Consider the following 18,228-nt stretch of genomic DNA (forward strand, 5'->3'; position numbering starts at 1 on the left):
GGCGAGCACCCTGCACACCCCCACATGGGGCACCTACTTCTTGGCGGTCGGCTTCTTCGTCTTCTTCGCGGGCGTACGCCGGGTGGTCGCCGCGCGCTCGTTGGCGGCGCGCGCCGCGGCCTGGCGCCGGGTGGCGCGCACCGGGGCGGGCGCCTCGTCGGCGGCCAGCATCCCCGCGGGCTGCTCGGCCTCCTTGCCCTCCAGCAGCGGGGCCAGGTAGCGGCCCGTGTGGCTCTCGGGCACCGCGGCGACCTGCTCCGGGGTGCCCTCGGCGACCACGAGTCCGCCGCGGGAGCCGCCCTCGGGACCCATGTCGACCAGCCAGTCGGCGGTCTTGATGACGTCGAGGTTGTGCTCGATGACCAGCACCGTGTTGCCGGAGTCGACCAGGCGGCCCAGCACCAGCAGCAGCTTGCGGATGTCCTCGAAGTGCAGCCCGGTGGTGGGCTCGTCGAGCACGTAGACGGTGCGGCCCGTGGAGCGCTTCTGCAGCTCGGCGGAGAGCTTGACGCGCTGCGCCTCGCCGCCCGAGAGCGTCGTGGCCGGCTGACCGAGGCGGACGTAGCCGAGGCCCACCTCGACGAGCGTGGTCAGGTGCCGCGAGATCGCGGGCACCGCGGCGAAGAAGTCGACGGCCTCCTCGATCGGCATGTCGAGGACCTCGGCGATGGTCTTGCCCTTGTAGTGCACCTCGAGCGTCTCGCGGTTGTAGCGGGCGCCGTGGCAGACCTCGCACGGCACGTAGACGTCGGGCAGGAAGTTCATCTCGATCTTGAGCGTGCCGTCGCCCGAGCAGGCCTCGCAGCGCCCGCCCTTGACGTTGAAGGAGAACCGGCCCTGGAGGTAGCCGCGCATCTTGGCCTCGGGCGTGGCCGCGAAGAGCTTGCGCACGTGGTCGAAGACACCGGTGTAGGTCGCCGGGTTCGAGCGCGGGGTCCGCCCGATCGGCGACTGGTCGACGTGGATCACCTTGTCGACGTGCTCGGTGCCGGTGATCGCGCGGTGGCGCCCGGGCAGGGAGCGGGCGTTGTAGATCTGCTTGGCCAGCGAGGTGTAGAGGATGTCGTTGACCAGGGTCGACTTGCCCGAGCCGGAGACGCCGGTGACGGCCACGAAGAGCCCGAGCGGGAACGAGACGTCGACGTCGGCCAGGTTGTGCTCGCGCGCCCCCAGGACCTTGAGCTCGCGGCCCTTGATGCGCGGGCGGCGCACGGCGGGCACCGGGATCTCGCGTCGGCCCGAGAGGTACTGCCCGGTCATCGAGTCGGGGTGGTCGTAGAGGTCCTGCACGGTGCCGCTGTGCACGACCTGGCCGCCGTGCTCGCCGGCACCGGGACCGATGTCGACGACCCAGTCGGCGACCTTGATCGTGTCCTCGTCGTGCTCGACGACGATCAGGGTGTTGCCGAGGTCCTTGAGCCGCAGCAGCGTCTCGATGAGGCGCTGGTTGTCGCGCTGGTGCAGGCCGATGGAGGGCTCGTCGAGGACGTAGAGCACGCCCACCAGGCCCGCGCCGATCTGGGTGGCCAGGCGGATGCGCTGCGCCTCGCCACCCGACAGCGAGCCCGAGGGCCGGTCGAGGGAGAGGTAGTCGAGACCGACGTCGAGCAGGAACTGCAGGCGCTCGTGGATCTCCTTGAGCACCCGCTCGCCGATCTGGCGCTCGCGGCTGGTCATGTCGAGCTCGCTGAGGAACTGCGAGGCCTCGTTGATGGGCAGCGCACAGACCTCGGCGATCCCGGCGCGGCGCGGCTCGCCGGCGGCGACGGAGGTCAGCGTCACCGAGCGGGAGACGGACTTGAGCCGGGAGCCGTCGCAGGTGGGGCAGGGCACCTCGCGCATGAAGCTCTCGAAGCGCTCACGGCTGGTGTCGGACTCCGCCTCGCGGTGGCGGCGCTCGACGTAGGAGCGCACACCCTCGAAGGCCGCGTCGTAGGCGCGCTCGCGCCCGTAGCGGTTGCGGGTGACGACGTGGACCTTGCGGGAGTGGCCGTCCAGGATCGCCTTGCGCGCGGAGGCGGACAGCTCCTCCCAGGGCGTGTTGAGGTCGAAGCCGAGCTCGCCGCCGAGGGCGCCGAGCAGGCGCAGGAAGTAGTCGGAGACGTGGGCGTGGCTCCACGGCTGGATCGCGCCCTCCCCCAGCGTCGCGGCCGGGTTGGGCACCACCAGCTCGCCGTCGACCTCCATGCGGGTGCCCAGGCCGGTGCAGGCCGGGCAGGCGCCGAAGGGCGAGTTGAAGGAGAAGGAGCGCGGCTCGAGCTCGTCGACGTCGATGGGGTGCTCGTTGGGGCAGGCCATCTTCTCGCTGAAGCGCAGCTCGCGGTGCTCGTCGTCGGCCGGGAGGTCGACGAAGTCGAAGACCACGAGCCCGCCGGCGAGCCCGAGGGCGGTCTCGACCGAGTCGGTGAGGCGGCGCTTGCTCGACTCCTTGACCGAGAGCCGGTCGACGACGACCTCGATCGTGTGCTTCTTCTGCTTGTCGAGGGTCGGCGGCGCGTCGAGGGTGTGCGTCTCGCCGTTGACCCGGGCGCGGGAGAAGCCCTGGGTCTGCAGCTGGGAGAACAGGTCGACGTACTCGCCCTTGCGCCCGCGGATGACCGGCGCCAGCACCTGGAACCGACGCCCCTCCTCGAGGGCCAGCACCCGGTCGACGATCTGCTGCGGCGTCTGCCGCTCGATGGGGGCACCGCAGGTGGGGCAGTGCGGGCGGCCGGCCCGCGCGTAGAGCAGCCGCAGGTAGTCGTAGACCTCGGTGATGGTGCCGACCGTCGAGCGCGGGTTCTTCGAGGTCGACTTCTGGTCGATCGAGACCGCGGGTGAGAGCCCCTCGATGAAGTCGACGTCGGGCTTGTCCATCTGGCCCAGGAACTGGCGGGCGTACGCCGACAGCGACTCGACGTAGCGACGCTGGCCCTCGGCGAAGATGGTGTCGAAGGCCAAGGACGACTTGCCCGAGCCGGACAGGCCCGTGAAGACGATCAGGGAGTCCCGGGGCAGGTCGATCGAGACGTCCTTGAGGTTGTGCTCCCGGGCACCCCGGATGATGAGCTGGTCCTGCACGAAGTCTCCCTGGTCGATCGAACACGCGTTCGCGATGGTACGGCGGCGCCGCTGCGGACGCACGTTCTCGTCACGCTGTCGCCACACTGCCACCCGCCACCGACAACGGTGCCAGCGCGACGGCCTGCGACCCACACCCGGCCGGTGCGCCGTTCGTCACGCCCGGCGCGGCATGCTGGGCCCATGACCTACCGAGGAGACGTCCGGCCCGGCAGCGACCCGCAGGTGCGCGAGCTGGCCCACCTGAGCATCACCAAGGTCGCGGTCGACCCGGAGATGTCGAACAACTGCTACCTGCTGCGCTGCCGCGAGACCGGTGAGCAGCTGCTGGTCGACGCCGCGGCCGAGCCCGACACGCTGCTCCCGCTCGTGGGAGGTGCCGGGCTGGCCTGCGTGGTCACCACCCACCAGCACTGGGACCACCACCGCGCCCTCGCGCCCGTGGTGGCGGCCACCGGGGCCGCCGTGCTCGTCGGGGAGCCCGACGCCGACGCCGTCACGGAGCAGACCGGGGTCGAGGTGACCCGCCGGCTGGCGCACGGCGACACCGTGGAGGTCGGGCGGTGCCGCCTCGAGGTCCTGGCGATCGCCGGGCACACCCCCGGCTCGGTGGCGCTGAGGTACGACGACCCGGAGGGGCACCCCCACCTGTTCACCGGCGACTCGCTCTTCCCGGGCGGGGTGGGCGCGACGTTCGGCGACGAGGCGGCCTTCCGCCAGCTCGTCGACGAGGTGGAGCACAAGATCTTCGCCACGCTGCCCGACGAGACCTGGTTCTACCCCGGGCACGGGGACGACTCGACGATCGGCGCGCAGCGCCCGCACCTCGCGCAGTGGCGCGAGCGCGGCTGGTGACGCCTCAGGCGGCGTAGCCGTCGCGCCCGTCGGTGCCGAGGATGTCGCGGATGTCGCCGTAGGGCCACGACCCCGGGTCGGTGACCGGCGGCAGCGCCCGTCGGGCGGGCTCGGCCGGGCCGTCCAGCGGGGTGCGCGGACCGACGGAGGGGGCCGCGGGCCGGCTCGGCGGCGCCACGGCGGCCGAGGTGCTGAGCACCGTGCGGGTCGGCTCGGCACCCGAGCGGGTCAGCCCGTTGAGCGCGGCGAAGACCTCGAGCTCGGCGAGGTCGGGCACGGTGCCGTGCGCGAGGTGGGCGATGAGCTCCTCGTGGGACAGGTCGGCCGCCACCACGACCGCGAGGGTGTGCACGCCGCGCTGCTGGACCCACATCCACATCGTCAGCGGGCGCATCCCGCGGCTGCGGGCCTTGGCCGAGAGCAGGCGGATCTCCTCCTCGGGCAGCTCGTGGGCACGCATCAGCGTCTCGATGTCACCGAGGTTGACCCGCTGCGGGTGGCGCTCGACGTAGCGCAGCCGCCGGTTGCGCTCGCGGGAGCGCTGGCGCTCGCCCACCGGGCCCGACGCGAGGGCGGCGGCGCAGCAGACGAGGAGCACGGCGAGGAGCACGGCGGGGGTGACCATGAGGGTCTCCAGGGGAGTCGGTGGCGGGTGCGGACACCCATCTCAACGACCCCTGTTCCCCCGCGACACCTGTTGCCAACCATTTGAACTTCTGGTCTAGACCGGAGCGTGGGCCCTCGCGGGCCTGGGAGCGCTGTTACCGTCCCGTGGATTTAACGTTGCCTCGTCGTGCAGCACCCGGTGCGGCCCGGCGGCGGGACGGCTCAGTGGTACGTCGCCCGGACGGTGTCGGCGGCCGGCAGCGACTGGCAGGCCAGCCGGATGCCGTCGGCCAGGTCCTCGGCGTCGAGGACGTCGTTGTGCCTCATCGTGACCTCGCCCTCCAGCAGCCTGACCGCGCACGCCGAGCACTCCCCCTCGCGGCACGAGAACGGGGCGGGCACGCCCTTGGCCTCGAGGTGCTCGAGCATCGTGGTGCCGCGCTGCCAGTCGTCGAAGGAGTGGGTAGTGCCGTCGAGCTCCACCTCCAGGCTCGCGGGGCCGCTCTCGGGGCCGCCCTCGGGGCCGGTGTCGGTCACCTCGACGACCACGGCCTCCCCGAAGGGGTTGCCCCCGAGCGAGACGAACTTCTCCTGGTGCCGCCGCGCCCGCGGGAAGTCGAGGTCGCGCAGCGCGGCCACGGTGGCCTTCATGAAGGGCGCCGGGCCGCACACGAAGGCGTCGCGGTCGACGTGCTCGGCGGCGAAGGCCCGCAGCTGCGCCTGGTCGGGCAGCCCCTGCACCGACTCCAGCCAGTGCACGACGTGCAGCCGCTCGGGGTGCTCGGCGGCCAGCCGGCGCAGCTCGGCGGCGAAGATCACCGAGCGCTCGTCGCGGTTGGCGTAGAACAGCACGATGCGTCCGGTGCCTCGGGCCAGCGCGGTGCGCAGGATCGACATCACCGGCGTGACGCCGCTGCCGCCCGCGAAGAGCAGCAGGTCGGCGTCGAGCGAGGCGGGGGTGAAGATGCCGCTCGGGGCCAGCGACCGGATGGTCGAGCCCGGGCGCAGGTGGTCGCAGATCCAGTTGGAGGCGTAGCCGTCGACGGTGCGCTTGACCGTCACGGTCAGCGGGCCGTCGTCGTGGGGGCTCGAGGAGAGCGAGTAGCAGCGGGCCGCGACACCGGTCTGGTCCGAGGGGACGGCCAGGGTCAGGAACTGCCCCGGGCGGTAGCGGAAGTGCTCCTCGGCGCCCTCGGGGACCCGGAACGAGATGGAGCGGGCGTCGGCGGTCTCCTCGACCACCTCGACGACCTCGAGCTCGAAGATGTCGGTGTCCACGGCCTCAGTATCCGTCCTCGGCCCCGACGGGGACCGCTCCGTCCCGCACAGCGGCCTCGATGCTCGCGACCAGCCGCCCGCAGCCCTGCTGGAGACCGCGACCGGAGGGGTCGGACGGGCGTCCCGACAGCTCGGGGCACCGCTCGCGGGCCGCGGTGCTCCACTGGATCGAGGTGTGGTGCTCGCTGTTCTTCTTGACCCCGACCTCGGCCCCGCAGCCCAGGCACGCGACGGTGCTGAGCCGGGCCTGGGTGTAGAGCCGCTGGTCCTCCAGCGTCTCGGCGCTGGTGGGCACGAACGAGGCCATCAGGTGCCCGTCATGACGCTCGAGTCCCGGGCGGCCGCGGCCGCGTCGTCGGCCTTGCGCCGCTCGAGGTTCGCGGCCACCTCCTGCTGCCAGTACTCGTTGGCCTTCGTGGTGTCGACCTCGAACTCGAAGCGCTCGGTCATGTCGGGGCGCACGTCGGCGACGTCGACGTAGAACTGCTCGTACCAGCGGCGCAGCTGGTAGACCGGCCCGTCCTCCTCGCAGAGCAGCGGGTTCTGCACCGGCACCTTGTTCTTCCAGATGGCCACGTCCTGGAGGAAGCCGCTGCCGAACATGTCGGCGTACTTGGCGGCGATGAACTGCGCGGTGGCCTCGTCGAGACCCTCGGGCTTCTTGACGGTGATGCCGTACTGCAGCGTGAACGAGTCGGGCCCGGTCGGGATGTGGCAGTTGATCAGCACCACCTCGGTGCGGAAGCCCTTGTAGTCCACGTCGAGCCAGTTGATCATGTACGACGGCCCGTAGTAGGTGGCCTCCGACCTCAGGAAGAGGTCCTCGTCGCCGTAGCCGCCGCTGACGTCGGGGCGTCCCTTGGACTCCATGTACTGCGTGGCGCGGGGCCCCTCGAAGACGTTGCGGAAGCTCGTCGGGAAGGACAGGTGCACGTAGTAGAAGTGCGCCATGTCGACCACGTTGTCGATCAGCTCGCGGCAGTTGGACCCCTCGATCGGCACCACCTCCCACGTCCAGCCGGTGTACTCGTCGGTGCCGACGCCGGGCAGCTCGGGCGGCAGCAGGTCGTGGTCGGGCGCGGAGCCCTCGGGGTCGTGCCAGATCAGCAGCTGGTCGTTGCGCACGACGGTGGCGTAGGTCTGGGTGCGGGCACGCAGCGGCACCCGGCGGGCGTACGGGATCGACTTGCAGCGTCCGTCGCCGCCCCAGCGCCAGTCGTGGAACGGGCAGGCGATCTCGTCACCCTTCACGCTGCCCTGCGACAGGTCGCCACCCATGTGGCGGCAGTAGGAGTCGAGGACGTTGAGGCCGCCCTGCGAGTCCTGCCAGACGACCAGCTGACCGCCGAAGCCGGCGACGCTGTGCGGCCGGCCGTCGGCGAAGGTGCTCGCCAGGCCCAGGCAGTGCCAGCCCCGCGCGTAGCGCTCCGGCGCGGTCCCCGCGTCGAGGAGGCGGGGCGTGCTGCTCGTCGTGCCGCTCATGTGGATCTCCCAGTCGTGCCGGTGGACCAAAACGAGAACAGGTTATAGTTTTCTGACGTGTGGCGCCAGCCACACGCACCGAGCGCGGTCCCCCACGACCGCCTCGATCCCCGAGCAGACCCGGAGTCCACCATGCACCTGGCCCTCGAGCCCGAGCAGCTCGCCCTCCGGGAGGAGCTGCGCGAGTACTTCCACGCCCTGGTCACCCCCGAGGTGCGCGCCGGCCTGTCGGCGGCCACCGGGGAGTTCGGCGAGGCCGGTGTCTACAAGGACGTCATCCGCCGGCTCGGCAGCGACGGCTGGCTGGGCATCGGCTGGCCCACCGAGTACGGCGGGCAGGCCCGCTCGATGCTCGACCAGCTCATCTTCACCGACGTCGCGGCCGACTACGGCGTGCCCATCCCCTACCTGACGCTCAACACGGTCGGGCCCACGATCATGCGCTACGGCACCGAGGAGCAGAAGGAGTACTTCCTGCCCCGCATCCTGGCCGGTGAGCTGCACTTCTCCATCGGCTACTCCGAGCCCGGCTCGGGCACCGACCTCGCCTCGCTGCGCACCCGCGCGGTGCAGGAGGGCGACGAGTTCGTGATCAACGGCCAGAAGATGTGGACCTCGCTGGTCCAGTACGCCGACTGGCTGTGGCTGGCCTGCCGCACCGACCCCGACCTCCCGCGGCACAAGGGCCTGTCGATGATCCTGGTGCCGGCCGACTCCCCCGGCTTCTCCTACACCCCGGTGCACACGGTTGCCGGGGTCGGCACCAGCGCCACCTACTACGAGGACGTGCGGGTGCCGGTCGGCAACCTGGTGGGCGAGCTCAACGGCGGCTGGTCGCTGATGACCAACCAGCTCAACCACGAGCGGGTCGCACTGACGTCGTCGGCCCCGCTGACCCAGTCGTTGGCGCAGGTGCGCCGATGGGCGCAGGAGACCAAGAACCCCGACGGCCAGCGGGTGATCGACACCGAGTGGGTGCAGGTCGCGCTCGGTCGCGCGCACGCACGCATCGAGATGCTGACCCTGCTGAACTGGAAGCTGGCCTCCGACGCCGACCGGGGCGTCGACCTCTCGCCCGCCGAGGCCTCGGCCACCAAGATCTACGGCTCCGAGCTGGCCACCGAGGTCTACCGGTCCCTGATGGAGGTGGTCGGGCCGCAGGCCGGCCTCGCCGCCGGCTCCGAGGGCGCGGTGCTCGCCGGGCGGCTCGAGCGCTACCACCGCTCCGCCCTGGTGATGACCTTCGGCGGCGGCACCAACGAGATCCAACGAGACATCATCGGCTACGTGGGCCTGGGCCTGCCGGCAGCGAAGAGGTGACCAGGATGGACTTCACGTTCTCCCCCGAGCAGGACGAGGCGGCCGAGCTCGCCGCACGCATCCTGGCCGATCGGACCGGCACCGAGCGGCTGCGCGCCGTCGAGGCCGCGGGCGACCGCTTCGACCGCGAGCTGTGGGCCGAGCTCGGCTCCGCGGGCCTGCTGTCGCTGGCGGTCCCCGAGGCGCACGGCGGCGCGGGGCTCGGCCTCGTCGAGCTGTGCCGGGTGCTGGTCGAGGTGGGCCGTCGCGTCGCGCCGGTGCCGCTGGCCGTGCACGGCGCCGCGGCCCTGCTGCTGGCCGAGCACGCCGGCGCCGACCAGCAGGCCCGCTGGTTGCCCGCTGCGGGTCAGGGCACCGTCGTGCTCACCGCTGCGGTCGCCGAGGAGCGCAGCCACCTGCCCTCGCACCCGGTCGTCACCGCCGAGCCGCACGCCGACGGGTGGGTGCTCAGCGGCACCAAGGTGCTGGTGCGCGCCGGCGCCGCCGCCGCGGCGTACCTGGTCAGCGCGAGCACGCCGGAGGGCGTGGGGGTGTTCCTCGTGGAGGCGGGGGCGCCGGGACTGGGGATGGCGACCGGGCGCACCAGCGACGGCGACACCGTGGCGCGCCTCGAGCTCGGACGCACGCCCGCCGAGCCGGTCGGGACCCCCGGCGACGCCACGGCTGCCCGGCTCGGTCACCTGCTGACCGTCTGCACCGCCGCCGAGCTCCTCGGCGTGACCCAGGAGGCGCTGCAGCTCACCGCCGGCTACGCGCGCACCCGTGAGCAGTTCGGGCGTCCCATCGGCACCTTCCAGGCCGTCTCGCAGCGCCTGGCCGACGGCTACATCGACGTGCTGGGCCAGCGCCTGGTGCTGTGGTCTGCGGTGTGGCGGCTGGCCGAGGGCCTGCCCGCCGACACCGAGGTCGCCGTGGCCAAGCTCTGGGCGGCCGACGCCGCGCACCGCCTGGCGCACACCACCGTGCACGTCCACGGTGGTGTCGGCATCGACCTCGACGGCGAGGCGCACCGCTACTTCACGACCGCCAAGCGGTTCGAGTTCGCCTTCGGCAGCGCTACCGAGCAGGCGCTCGAGATCGGGCGCCGCCTGGCCGCCGAGCCCGCGTGAGGGCCGGCGGCCGGGCTCAGCGGGAGGCGAGGTAGCGCAGGCTCGAGAGCAGGTCGACCGTGCCGTGCTTGATCCGCTTGCGCTCGTCCTTGGCGAACTCGCGCGCGGTCTCCTGCACGGCCTTCTCCCCGTCCTCGCGGTCGGCGCCCGCAGCGCGCAGCAGCGCCACCTGGCCGCTGACCTGCGGCGCGGCCATCGAGGTGCCCGCCCACCGGGCGAAGCCGCGCGAGGGCACCGGCCCGCGGACCCGGCTGCCGGGCGCCGCCACGTCGACCCAGTCGCCCCAGTTGGCGAACTTCGAGACCGAGTCCTTGCCGACCGAGACCGACGTCACGCTCAGCACCTTGTCCAGCTCCGCGGGATAGGCCTTGCGGTCCTGGGCCGAGTTGCCGGCCGCCGCCACGACCTCGACACCGTGCGCGTGGGCGTGCTCGATGGCCTCGTCCACGAGGTCGGACTCGACCCGGCCGGAGGTGCCGAGGCTGAGGTTGACGACGTCGACGCCGAGCTCGGTGGCGTCCCAGATCGCCTGCGCGACCAGGTAGATGCTGCCGGCGCCGTCGCTGTCGAGGACCCGCATCGGGACGATCGTCACGTCGGGGGCGACGAGCAGCACCATGCCGGCGACGAAGGTGCCGTGGCCGTAGGCCTCGTCCACGACACCGTTCTGGTTGCCGTCGAGGCCACGCGCACGGTCGACCGGTCGGCTGTCGTCGTCGACGTAGTCGTAGCCGTCGCGCAGGTGCCCGCGCAGGACGGGGTGGCTCCGGGCGACGCCCGTGTCGAGCACCGCGACCCGCACCCCCTGGCCGGTGCTGATCCGGTGGACCCGCTTGAGCTTGAACTGCTTGGCCAGCGGCTGGCGCAGGAACGCCCTGCTCTTCTTGCCGATCTTCCTCGGCGTCCCCTGCGGCCAGCTGTGGTAGTGGCCGTCGGCCAGGACGGTGCGGACGTCGGGCTCGGCGAAGACGACCCCGTCGTGCTTCTCGATGTCCTTGGCCAGCTCCGCGGCGTCCTTCTCGTCATCGTCGTCGTCCCACGCCGCGGGGTCGGTGGGGCGGTAGAGGTAGACCTGGCGCGACGCGAGCACGTCGTCGTGCAGGACGACGGGGAAGTCGCGCTCCACGTCCTGGGCGGTGTAGCCGCTGGCCGGGTCGAGCTTCACCACGATGTCGGTGCCGCGCCGGTCGCGCTCGTCGTCGTCGCGCCGGTCCCCCGACGACGGGGAAGGCACGGCCAGCAGGGCCCCCGCCAGGACGGCAGCGGCGACGGCTCTCAGGGACGTGGTCTTCATTAGGACTCCTCGGTCTGCAGGTCGAGCTCGGCGATGATCGTCATCTCCCCGTTGCTGACCCTCAGCTCCGTGGCACCTCGCGGCGCCAGCACGCTGAAGCGGCCGACGGCGTCGGCGTCGACCGACAGCGTCGCCCGGTCGGGGCAGAGGACCTCCGCGGTGAAGATCGGGGAACCGGTGTCGTGGCTGAGGAGGACCTGGCCGCGCAGGTCGACCTGGTCGGCGTCCTCGTCGACCCGCGCCTCGACCATCAGGTCGGCCAGCTCGCAGCGGTAGACGAGGTGGCGCGCCGGCCCCGGCATGGTCGCCGCAGCGCCGCGGGTGGCCAGGCCCAGCTGGTGGCGGTGGCTGTCGAAGACGAGCGAGGCGACCACCTCGAGGAGCTGGGAGACCCGCGAGGACGGCGCGCGGTGCCACTGCTGGAAGGACTGGCGCAGCCGTTGGCGCAGCACCGGGGGCGGTTCGACCAGGGGCATCACCTGACCGGCCGCGAGCACCTCTCGGACGAAGTCCGCCTCGGCGCGGAAGTCGGCGTCGGACCCGGCCAGCCGGGCCGCGTGCTCCGCGTCCTGGGCCGACAGGCGCCCCTCCACCCAGTCGGCGGCCAGCGAGCGCGGGGGGCGGGGCTCCGAGGTGTTCACGACGCCTCCGCCACGAGCTGGCGCAGCCGGGAGAGACAGCGTCCGCGCAGCGGGCCGATGCCACCGATGGAGCGCCCCATCTCGCGGGCGACCTGGGCGTAGGTGGGCCGCCGCACGTCGAGGTAGAGCGCCGTGAGGAGCTCCCGGCACGGGCTCCCGAGCTGGTCGAGCGCCGTGTGCAGCACGCTGAGCTGCTCCCAGTCGAGCAGCCCCCCGCTGTCGACGAGCCCGTCGGGGTCGAGCGACTGCGGCTGGGCCGCGGGACGCTCGCGGTTGCGCCGCTCCCTGACCCGCCAGGCCTGGCGTCGGGTCACGGTGACCAGCCACCCCACCAGGCGCTCGTCGTCCTTGACCGAGTCCTGTGACTCGAGCAGGGCCAGGAAGGTCGACTGGGCCACGTCGACGGCGTCCTCGGGGTCCAGGCCGCTACGCAGGGCCACGCTGTACACCAGCCGCTGGTGCCGGTCGATCAGGACGTCCCACGACTCGGTGTGGCCGGCGCGGATGCGGCGCAGCAGGTCGGCGTCGGACAGCGGCGCACGACCGTCGGCGTACGACGGCCCGGTGGGCGACGACGAGTGCTGTGGCATCGGCAGGCTGGTTCCATGTGTCGGCGGTCACGACACCCAGTCAACGAGCCTCACCCGCGGGAGGTCACCGGTGGACTAGACCGCCTCCTCCGTCGGATCAAGGAGCCTCTGCGCCGACACCGCGCGCGCCCTGGACGGGCCCACGACCAGCGCGAAGGCGCCCCAGAAGTAGGGGTGCAGCCCGCCCGCCACGGCGTCGCGCTGCGCGGCCCTGAGCGCCTCGTCGGCTGGCGTCCCCGACGCGAGCGCGCGGTGCAGGGCCGCCATCACCTCCGCGGTCGTCGCGTCCGCCACGTGCCACTGGCAGACCACCACGCCCGCCGCCCCCGCCGCCAGGAAGGCCCAGGCCAGGCCGACCGGCTCGCGCTGGCTGGCATGGGTGCCCGACTGGCAGGCGCTGAGCACCACCAGGGCACCGTCGAGGTCGAGCTGGACGACCTCGGCCGAGGGCAGCCAACGGTCGTGCAGCCGCAGGCGAGAGAAGAGGGGGTCCTGCGGCTGGTGCAGCCCGTGGCAGGCCACGTGCACCACGTCGGCGCCGGCCACGGAGGCGGACAGCGCCGCCACCGTGGCGGACGGACCCTCCAGGAGGACCGACCCGGGGTGGCAGCCGGCGACGGCCCGTGCCTCCTGCTCGACCAGGGGCGCGTCCTCGTCGGGCACGCCGGCGACCACCGCCCGCGCGGCCCTCGGGAGGTCCGGGGCGGCCCCGTGCGCGTCCAGCAGGCTCGGGGCCTGGGTGATCGTCCACCGTTCGAGCAGGTGGGCCTGCCCGTCGTGCAGGGCAGCGAACGGCACGGTCCCCATCTCGCCGTCCGGCACCACGCACAACCGGGGCCCCAGGCCGACGAGCAGGTCGGCGACCGGCTCGACCAGCAGGTCGTGGAGGTCGCGCAGCGTGGCCCGGGCCGACCCGACCAGGGGCCGGGCGCCGGAGGCGAGGTGCGCCGAGGCGATCGCGGCACGGCTCCACTGGTCGTCGAGGTCGTCGAGCAGGCGGCCCAGACGGCCCACGACCCCGGGCAGCCGCCGCGCCTCGACCCGGTCGGGTCGGTGCACGAAGGCCAGCAGGTCGTCGCCCGAGACGTGGTAGGCCAGCGTCGGCACCAGCACGTCCCGGCGTCCCGCCACGCGCTCGCGCACGCCCGGTCCGGCGGCCCCGCCCAGGTGGCGGGTCCGCAGGCTGCTGACCCGCCGTTCGAGGTCGCGGGTCCGGGTGGGCGTCGCGGGCGGGGCCTGCTCCTCGGCGAGGTACTGCGCCTGCAGCTCGGCGTACGCCTCACCCAGGTCGCGGCCCGCCGCCGACAGGACCGGTCCCCGGCCAGCGGCTCGGGCGAGCAGGTCGGCGAGCGTGCGCGCCCGGACGTCGTCGGCCACGTGGCTGGCCGCGGCGACGTCCCCCGGTCCGCCACGCTCGAGCAGCACCTCGACCAGCTCGCCGTGCGCCTGCGAGCGGTGCATGCGGAACGCCGTCAGCAACGCGTAGTCGGGCAGCGACCCGGCCGCGCGCTCTAGCGCGGCCAAGGCCCGCACCAGGTGGTCGGCCGCCAGGTCCAGGTCACCGCGGGAGCGGAGCACCCTGGCCGTGCGCAGCTCGTGCTCGTAGCTGAGCTCGGGCAGGTCGAGGCCGGCCACCAGCGCGGCCACCGCCCCCAGGCGCTCCTCGGCCTCGGCCGGGTCGGTGGCCAGGTCCGCCCGCAGCAGCCGTGCGCTCACCAGCGGCACCTGCCAGCCCCCCGCCTCCAGCGAGGCCACCGCCTCGTCCGCTGCCTCGCGCGCCTCGTCCTCCGCGCCCAGCCCCGCCAGGCCCTGCGCACGCGCCAGCGCCACCCTGGCCAGGTGCTGGCGGTCGTCGACCTCGGCGAAGAGCGCCCCGGCCCGCTGCAGCTCCTCGAGCGCCGACCCGCACCGGTCCTCCGCGAGGTCGCACAGCGACACCAGGAAGCGCGCGCGTGCCTCGTCGTGGCGCAGCCCCGACCCGGCGGCCTGGGTCGCTGCGGAGCCGGCGGCCTCGCGCGCCTCGTCCCACAGCCCGACGGCCAGGTGGGTCTGGGCCAGCGCGAGCCGCAACCGCACCGCCTCGGTGAGGGCGCCCAGCCGCTCCAGGCTGCCTCGGGCCTCCTCCAGCAGCCGCAGGGCCTCGCCGACCTGCCCGAGCTGGCGGTGCGCCTGGGCGGCGTCGCCCCGGCACTGCGCGGCGAACGCGGGGTCGTCGGCCCGCTCGAAGATCTCGATCGCCCTGTCGAAGGCCGCCAGCGCCTCGACGGGACGGCCCAGCGCGAGCAGCTCGAGACCGGTGTTGGCCAGGGGCAGCGCGGTCTCGTCGTGCCGGCCCAGGGCGGCGTACTCGTCCGCGGCGCGGGCGTAGGCCTCGAGCGCCTCGGTGTGCCTGCCGACCAGCCCGTAGGCGACCCCCAGGTTCTTCACGGCGTGGGCCCGCACGTAGCGGGCCTCCTGCCCGTCGTCCGCGGCGCCGGCCGTGCCCAGCTCGGCGAGAGCGGCCGCCAGCCGCTCGCCCACCTCGATGGCCTCGTGGTGGCGCCCCAGGTCGTCGAGGACGTGCATGCGCCCCAGGTCGGTGCGCAGGGCGGCCAGGGTGTGCCCGGCCTCGCTCCACCACCGTCGAGCGTCGGCGATGAGCGCCAGGGCGGCGTCGAGCTCGCCGCGCTCGGTCATGATCTGGGCCCGCACGTACCTGGCCCGGGCCAGGCGGCTGCGGTCGGCGGCGCGCTCGGCGCGACGGTCGGCCCACACGGCGAGGCGCTCGGCCCGGCGGGGGTGGCGGTGCACCAGGCCCCCCGCGCGGTCCAGGACCGCGTCGAGCAGGCGGGGCTCGTCGTCTGCGGTCGGCTCCGGCACGCTCCGAAGGTACGCGAGAGCAGCCCGCGACGGGCCCGCACGGAGGTATCATCAGGTGTCCCCGCGGCTGCCGGAGGAATCTGTCCCGGCCCCGGATCAAAGTGGCCTCCCGGCGACACCGCCCGCGTGCGAGTACACGGCCTCTGCCCCTCGCAACAGTCTTGTGATCGACCTGGTGGCTCGGCAGTGTCGGGGTCGACGGCAGAGAATCCCCCCTCTCGATGGCCGTCACCCTGGTGGCGGTCGGCCACCCCCCCTCCCCCCGAGAAGAGCCGACCGCCCCAAGGGGCTCCACGGGACCCCGGCCGGGACCCTTGACCCTCGTGTGACGTGCGACATATGTTGACACGCGTCAACTAGAACGTGTTCCACCAAGGGGGTCCTGTGGCCGAGAACATCCAGCAGCTGCTGCGCGAGCGGGTCGAGGACGACTCCACCGCGCTCGTGCACGGCGACCGGTCCTGGACCTGGCGCGAGCACCTCGCGGAGGCCTCCGCCGAGGCGTCGGCGCTCGTGGCCGCGGTCGACCCCCAGCGCCCGGCCCACGTCGGCACCCTGCTCGACAACGGCCCCCAGATGCTGCGGGCGATGGCCGGCGCGGGCCTCGGCGGCTACGTGCTGTGCGGGATCAACACCACCCGCCGCGGCGAGTCGCTCGCCGCCGACGTACGACGCGCCGACTGCCAGGTCCTGCTCACCGACGAGGCCCACCTGCCCCTGCTGGCCGGCCTCGACCTCGGCGGCGCCCGGGTCGTCGACGTCGACTCCCCGGAGTGGACCGAGGAGGTCGCGGCCGCGGGACCGCTGGTGCCCTACCGCGAGGTGGGCGCCATGGACACGATGATGATGATCTTCACCAGCGGCACCAGCGGCGACCCGAAGGCCGTGCAGGTGCCCCACATCCTGCCGGTCTTCTCAGGCCTCGACCTGGTCGGCCGCTTCTCGCTGGGCCCCGACGACGTCTGCTACCTGGCGATGCCGCTCTTCCACTCCAACGCGGTCGCGGCCGGCTGGGCGGTCGCGCTGACCTGCGGCGCGACCATGGTGCCGACGACGTTCTCGGCCTCGCGCTTCCTCGACGACGTGCGCAAGCACGGCGTGACCTACATGAACTACGTCGGCAAGCCCCTGGCCTACGTGCTGGCCACCGCCGAGCGCGACGACGACGCCGACAACCCGCTGCGGGCGGCGTTCGGCAACGAGGCCAGCGACCGCGACATCGAGGAGTTCGCGCGGCGCTTCGACTGCCGCGTGGTCGACGGCTTCGGCTCCACCGAGCTGGCCATCATCATCCAGCGCGAGGACGGCACCCCGCCCGGGTCGGTCGGCAGGGGCGCGGACGGCGTGGCGATCTACGACAGCGAGAGCGTCACCGAGTGCGCCGTGGCGGTCTTCGACGAGCACGGCGCTCTCACCAACGCCGACGAGGCGGTGGGCGAGCTGGTCAACACCCAGGGCCGCGGCTACTTCTCCGGCTACTACAACGACCCCGACGCCGACGACGAGCGGATGCGCCACGGCATGTACTGGTCGGGCGACCTGGCCTACCGCGACGCGGACGGGTGGATCTACCTCGCCGGGCGCACCGCCGACTGGATGCGCGTGGACGGCGAGAACCTGGCCGCCGGTCCGATCGAGCGCATCCTGCAGCGGCTCCCCGGGCTCAGCCGGGTCGCGGTGTACGCCGTCCCGGACGAGCGCGTGGGTGACCAGGTGATGGCTGCGGTCGTGCTCGAGGACGAGGCGAGGCTGACCCCGCAGGAGCTCGAGGCGTTCCTCGCCGAGCAGCCCGACCTCTCCCCCAAGGCCTGGCCCCGCTACGTGCGGATCAACGACGACCTGCCCTCCACTGCCACCAACAAGGTCCTCAAGCGCGAGCTGGTCGCCCAGGGCGTCAGCGCCGGCGGCGGGACGCTCTGGACCCGCGAGGAGCGCGGGCGCTCGTACGCCTGACCCGGCACGCAGCGAGCCCCGCCCCGGTCGTCCGGGGCGGGGCTCGTCGCACGTGCGGTGGCTGCCTCAGCCGCGCACCTTCTCCAGCGAGGCCACGGCCTCCTCGAACCCGGCAACGAGCTCGGCCACCACGTCGGCGACCGGTCGCACCTCGTTCATCCGGCCCACGACCTGGCCCACCGGCATCGCGACGACGTCGGGGTCGCCCGAGGCGTTGATGCGGTTGTGGGCGTCGGAGACCAGCAGGTTCTGCAGCGGCATCGGCAGCGGCGCGGGGGCGCCCTCGGCGGCCCACGCCTCGGTCCACCTGGTCTTGAGCAGGCGGGCCGGCTTGCCGGTGTAGACCCGGCTGCGCACGGTGTCGCTCGAGGTGGCGCGCAGGAAGGCCGTCTCCCACCCGGCGCTGCCGGCCAGCGAGCGGTACTCCTCGGTGCCGAGCCAGATCGAGCCGGTCCACACGCCCTGGGCGCCCAACGCCAGGGACGCGGCGACCTGGCGGCCCGAGCCGATGCCGCCGGCGCCGAGGACCGGAACGTCGGGACCGACGGCGTCGACGATGTCGGGGGTCAGCACCATGCTGGCGATCTCGCCGGTGTGCCCGCCGGCCTCGTAGCCCTGGGCGACGATGATGTCGACGCCGTTGGCGACGTGGCTCAGGGCGTGCTTGGCGGCGCCGGCCAGGGCGGCGACGGCGACCCCGTGCTCGTGGCACTTCTCGATGACGTCGACCGGCGGCGAGCCGAGCGCGTTGGCGATCAGCACCGGGCGGTGCGCCAGCGCGATGTCGAGGTGCGAGCGGGCCACCGAGTGCAGCCAGCCCAGCACGCCCTCGCGGCCCTCGCCCTCCGGCAGCGGCGGCACCCCCAGCTTGAGCAGCGTCTCGTCGACGAAGCGGCGGTGCTCCTCGGGGATCATCGCGCCCAGGTCGACCGAGGAGCCCTCCGTGGGCACCTTCATCGGCATCACGATGTCGACGCCGTACGGCTTGCCGTCGGTGTTCTCGTCGAGCCAGGTCAAGGTGCGCTCGAGCTCGGCGGGGTCGTTGAACCGCACGCAGCCCAGGACCCCCAGCCCGCCGGCGCGCGAGACCGCCGCGGCGACGTGCTCGGAGGGGGTGAAGGCGAAGATCGGGTGCTCGATGCCGAAGCGGTCGCAGAGGGGGGTGCGCACGGGACGTCTCC

At 73.3% G+C, this 18,228-nt stretch carries 14 protein-coding genes; 4 read left to right on the top strand and 10 right to left on the bottom strand.

The window, feature by feature from the left end; all coding sequences use genetic code 11:
- Positions 1-33 precede the first annotated feature (33 nt).
- Entirely contained in the window at positions 34-3,060 is a 3,027-nt protein-coding gene (gene uvrA / locus OCU29_RS14055; RefSeq protein WP_261820397.1) for an excinuclease ABC subunit UvrA, read from the bottom strand.
- A gap of 183 nt (positions 3,061-3,243) precedes the next feature.
- Between uvrA and OCU29_RS14060 the strand changes: the two genes are divergently transcribed.
- Positions 3,244-3,915, top strand: a complete 672-nt coding sequence (locus OCU29_RS14060) for an MBL fold metallo-hydrolase (RefSeq protein WP_261820398.1) — start codon at positions 3,244-3,246, stop codon at positions 3,913-3,915.
- 4 nt (positions 3,916-3,919) lie between these two features.
- On the opposite strand, the gene OCU29_RS14065 is transcribed toward OCU29_RS14060, so the two are convergent.
- From OCU29_RS14065 to OCU29_RS14080, 4 genes are all read right to left on the bottom strand, one after another.
- Positions 3,920-4,540 carry a hypothetical protein gene (locus tag OCU29_RS14065; RefSeq protein ID WP_261820399.1) on the bottom strand — a complete coding sequence of 207 codons (621 nt, stop codon included), beginning with the start codon at positions 4,538-4,540 and terminating at the stop codon, positions 3,920-3,922.
- Positions 4,541-4,743: 203 nt separating this feature from the next.
- A complete protein-coding gene (locus OCU29_RS14070) occupies positions 4,744-5,799 on the bottom strand; it encodes a ferredoxin--NADP reductase (RefSeq protein WP_261820400.1) in 1,056 nt (351 codons plus the stop codon).
- 4 nt (positions 5,800-5,803) lie between these two features.
- Positions 5,804-6,106: a hypothetical protein gene (locus OCU29_RS14075; protein ID WP_179616661.1), complete on the bottom strand. Its 303-nt coding sequence runs from the start codon at positions 6,104-6,106 to the stop codon at positions 5,804-5,806.
- Positions 6,106-7,281, bottom strand: coding sequence for a Rieske 2Fe-2S domain-containing protein (locus OCU29_RS14080; RefSeq protein ID WP_261820401.1), 1,176 nt, complete (start codon positions 7,279-7,281; stop codon positions 6,106-6,108). The genes OCU29_RS14075 and OCU29_RS14080 overlap by 1 nt, the downstream gene beginning before the upstream one ends.
- A gap of 132 nt (positions 7,282-7,413) precedes the next feature.
- Here OCU29_RS14080 and OCU29_RS14085 point away from each other — a divergent pair, with 132 nt between their 5' ends.
- Complete coding sequence (locus OCU29_RS14085; RefSeq protein WP_261820402.1) at positions 7,414-8,601, top strand: acyl-CoA dehydrogenase family protein; 1,188 nt, start codon at positions 7,414-7,416, stop codon at positions 8,599-8,601.
- Positions 8,602-8,606: 5 nt separating this feature from the next.
- Complete coding sequence (locus OCU29_RS14090; RefSeq protein WP_261820403.1) at positions 8,607-9,710, top strand: acyl-CoA dehydrogenase family protein; 1,104 nt, start codon at positions 8,607-8,609, stop codon at positions 9,708-9,710.
- 16 nt (positions 9,711-9,726) lie between these two features.
- Here OCU29_RS14090 and OCU29_RS14095 read toward each other — a convergent pair whose 3' ends face one another.
- The 4 genes from OCU29_RS14095 to OCU29_RS14110 form a co-directional block, all read right to left on the bottom strand.
- Positions 9,727-11,004 (bottom strand): S8 family serine peptidase, encoded by a 1,278-nt coding sequence (locus OCU29_RS14095; protein WP_261820404.1) that lies wholly within the window; start codon positions 11,002-11,004, stop codon positions 9,727-9,729.
- Positions 11,004-11,645: a hypothetical protein gene (locus OCU29_RS14100; RefSeq protein ID WP_261820405.1), complete on the bottom strand. Its 642-nt coding sequence runs from the start codon at positions 11,643-11,645 to the stop codon at positions 11,004-11,006. The genes OCU29_RS14095 and OCU29_RS14100 overlap by 1 nt, the downstream gene beginning before the upstream one ends.
- A complete protein-coding gene (locus OCU29_RS14105) occupies positions 11,642-12,235 on the bottom strand; it encodes an RNA polymerase sigma factor (protein ID WP_261820406.1) in 594 nt (197 codons plus the stop codon). Before OCU29_RS14105 ends, OCU29_RS14100 begins: the two co-directional genes overlap by 4 nt.
- Positions 12,236-12,310: 75 nt before the next feature.
- Positions 12,311-15,094, bottom strand: a complete 2,784-nt coding sequence (locus OCU29_RS14110; RefSeq protein WP_261820407.1) for a CHAT domain-containing tetratricopeptide repeat protein — start codon at positions 15,092-15,094, stop codon at positions 12,311-12,313.
- A gap of 384 nt (positions 15,095-15,478) precedes the next feature.
- On the opposite strand from OCU29_RS14110, the gene fadD1 reads away from it, so the two are divergent.
- The gene (gene fadD1, locus OCU29_RS14115; RefSeq protein ID WP_261820408.1) at positions 15,479-17,047 is read left to right on the top strand and encodes a fatty-acid--CoA ligase FadD1; all 1,569 of its coding nucleotides are present in this window, start codon (positions 15,479-15,481) and stop codon (positions 17,045-17,047) included.
- 66 nt (positions 17,048-17,113) lie between these two features.
- Here the strand turns inward: fadD1 and OCU29_RS14120 are convergent, their stop codons facing one another.
- On the bottom strand, positions 17,114-18,217 hold the full coding sequence (locus OCU29_RS14120; protein WP_261820409.1) for a nitronate monooxygenase family protein: 1,104 nt from the start codon (positions 18,215-18,217) through the stop codon (positions 17,114-17,116).
- Positions 18,218-18,228 lie beyond the last annotated feature (11 nt).

The sequence above is a fragment of the Nocardioides sp. OK12 genome (assembly GCF_024341885.1).
Taxonomy (GTDB): domain Bacteria; phylum Actinomycetota; class Actinomycetes; order Propionibacteriales; family Nocardioidaceae; genus Nocardioides; species Nocardioides marinisabuli.

Coding starts and splice junctions, on each gene's coding strand:
- OCU29_RS14095 (WP_261820404.1), bottom strand. CDS start 11,004: ATGAAGACCACGTCCCTGAGAGCCGTCGCCGCTGCCGTCCTGGCGGGG.
- OCU29_RS14065 (WP_261820399.1), bottom strand. CDS start 4,540: ATGGTCACCCCCGCCGTGCTCCTCGCCGTGCTCCTCGTCTGCTGCGCC.
- OCU29_RS14075 (WP_179616661.1), bottom strand. CDS start 6,106: ATGGCCTCGTTCGTGCCCACCAGCGCCGAGACGCTGGAGGACCAGCGG.
- OCU29_RS14080 (WP_261820401.1), bottom strand. CDS start 7,281: ATGAGCGGCACGACGAGCAGCACGCCCCGCCTCCTCGACGCGGGGACC.
- OCU29_RS14105 (WP_261820406.1), bottom strand. CDS start 12,235: ATGCCACAGCACTCGTCGTCGCCCACCGGGCCGTCGTACGCCGACGGT.
- OCU29_RS14060 (WP_261820398.1), top strand. CDS start 3,244: ATGACCTACCGAGGAGACGTCCGGCCCGGCAGCGACCCGCAGGTGCGC.
- OCU29_RS14085 (WP_261820402.1), top strand. CDS start 7,414: ATGCACCTGGCCCTCGAGCCCGAGCAGCTCGCCCTCCGGGAGGAGCTG.
- OCU29_RS14090 (WP_261820403.1), top strand. CDS start 8,607: ATGGACTTCACGTTCTCCCCCGAGCAGGACGAGGCGGCCGAGCTCGCC.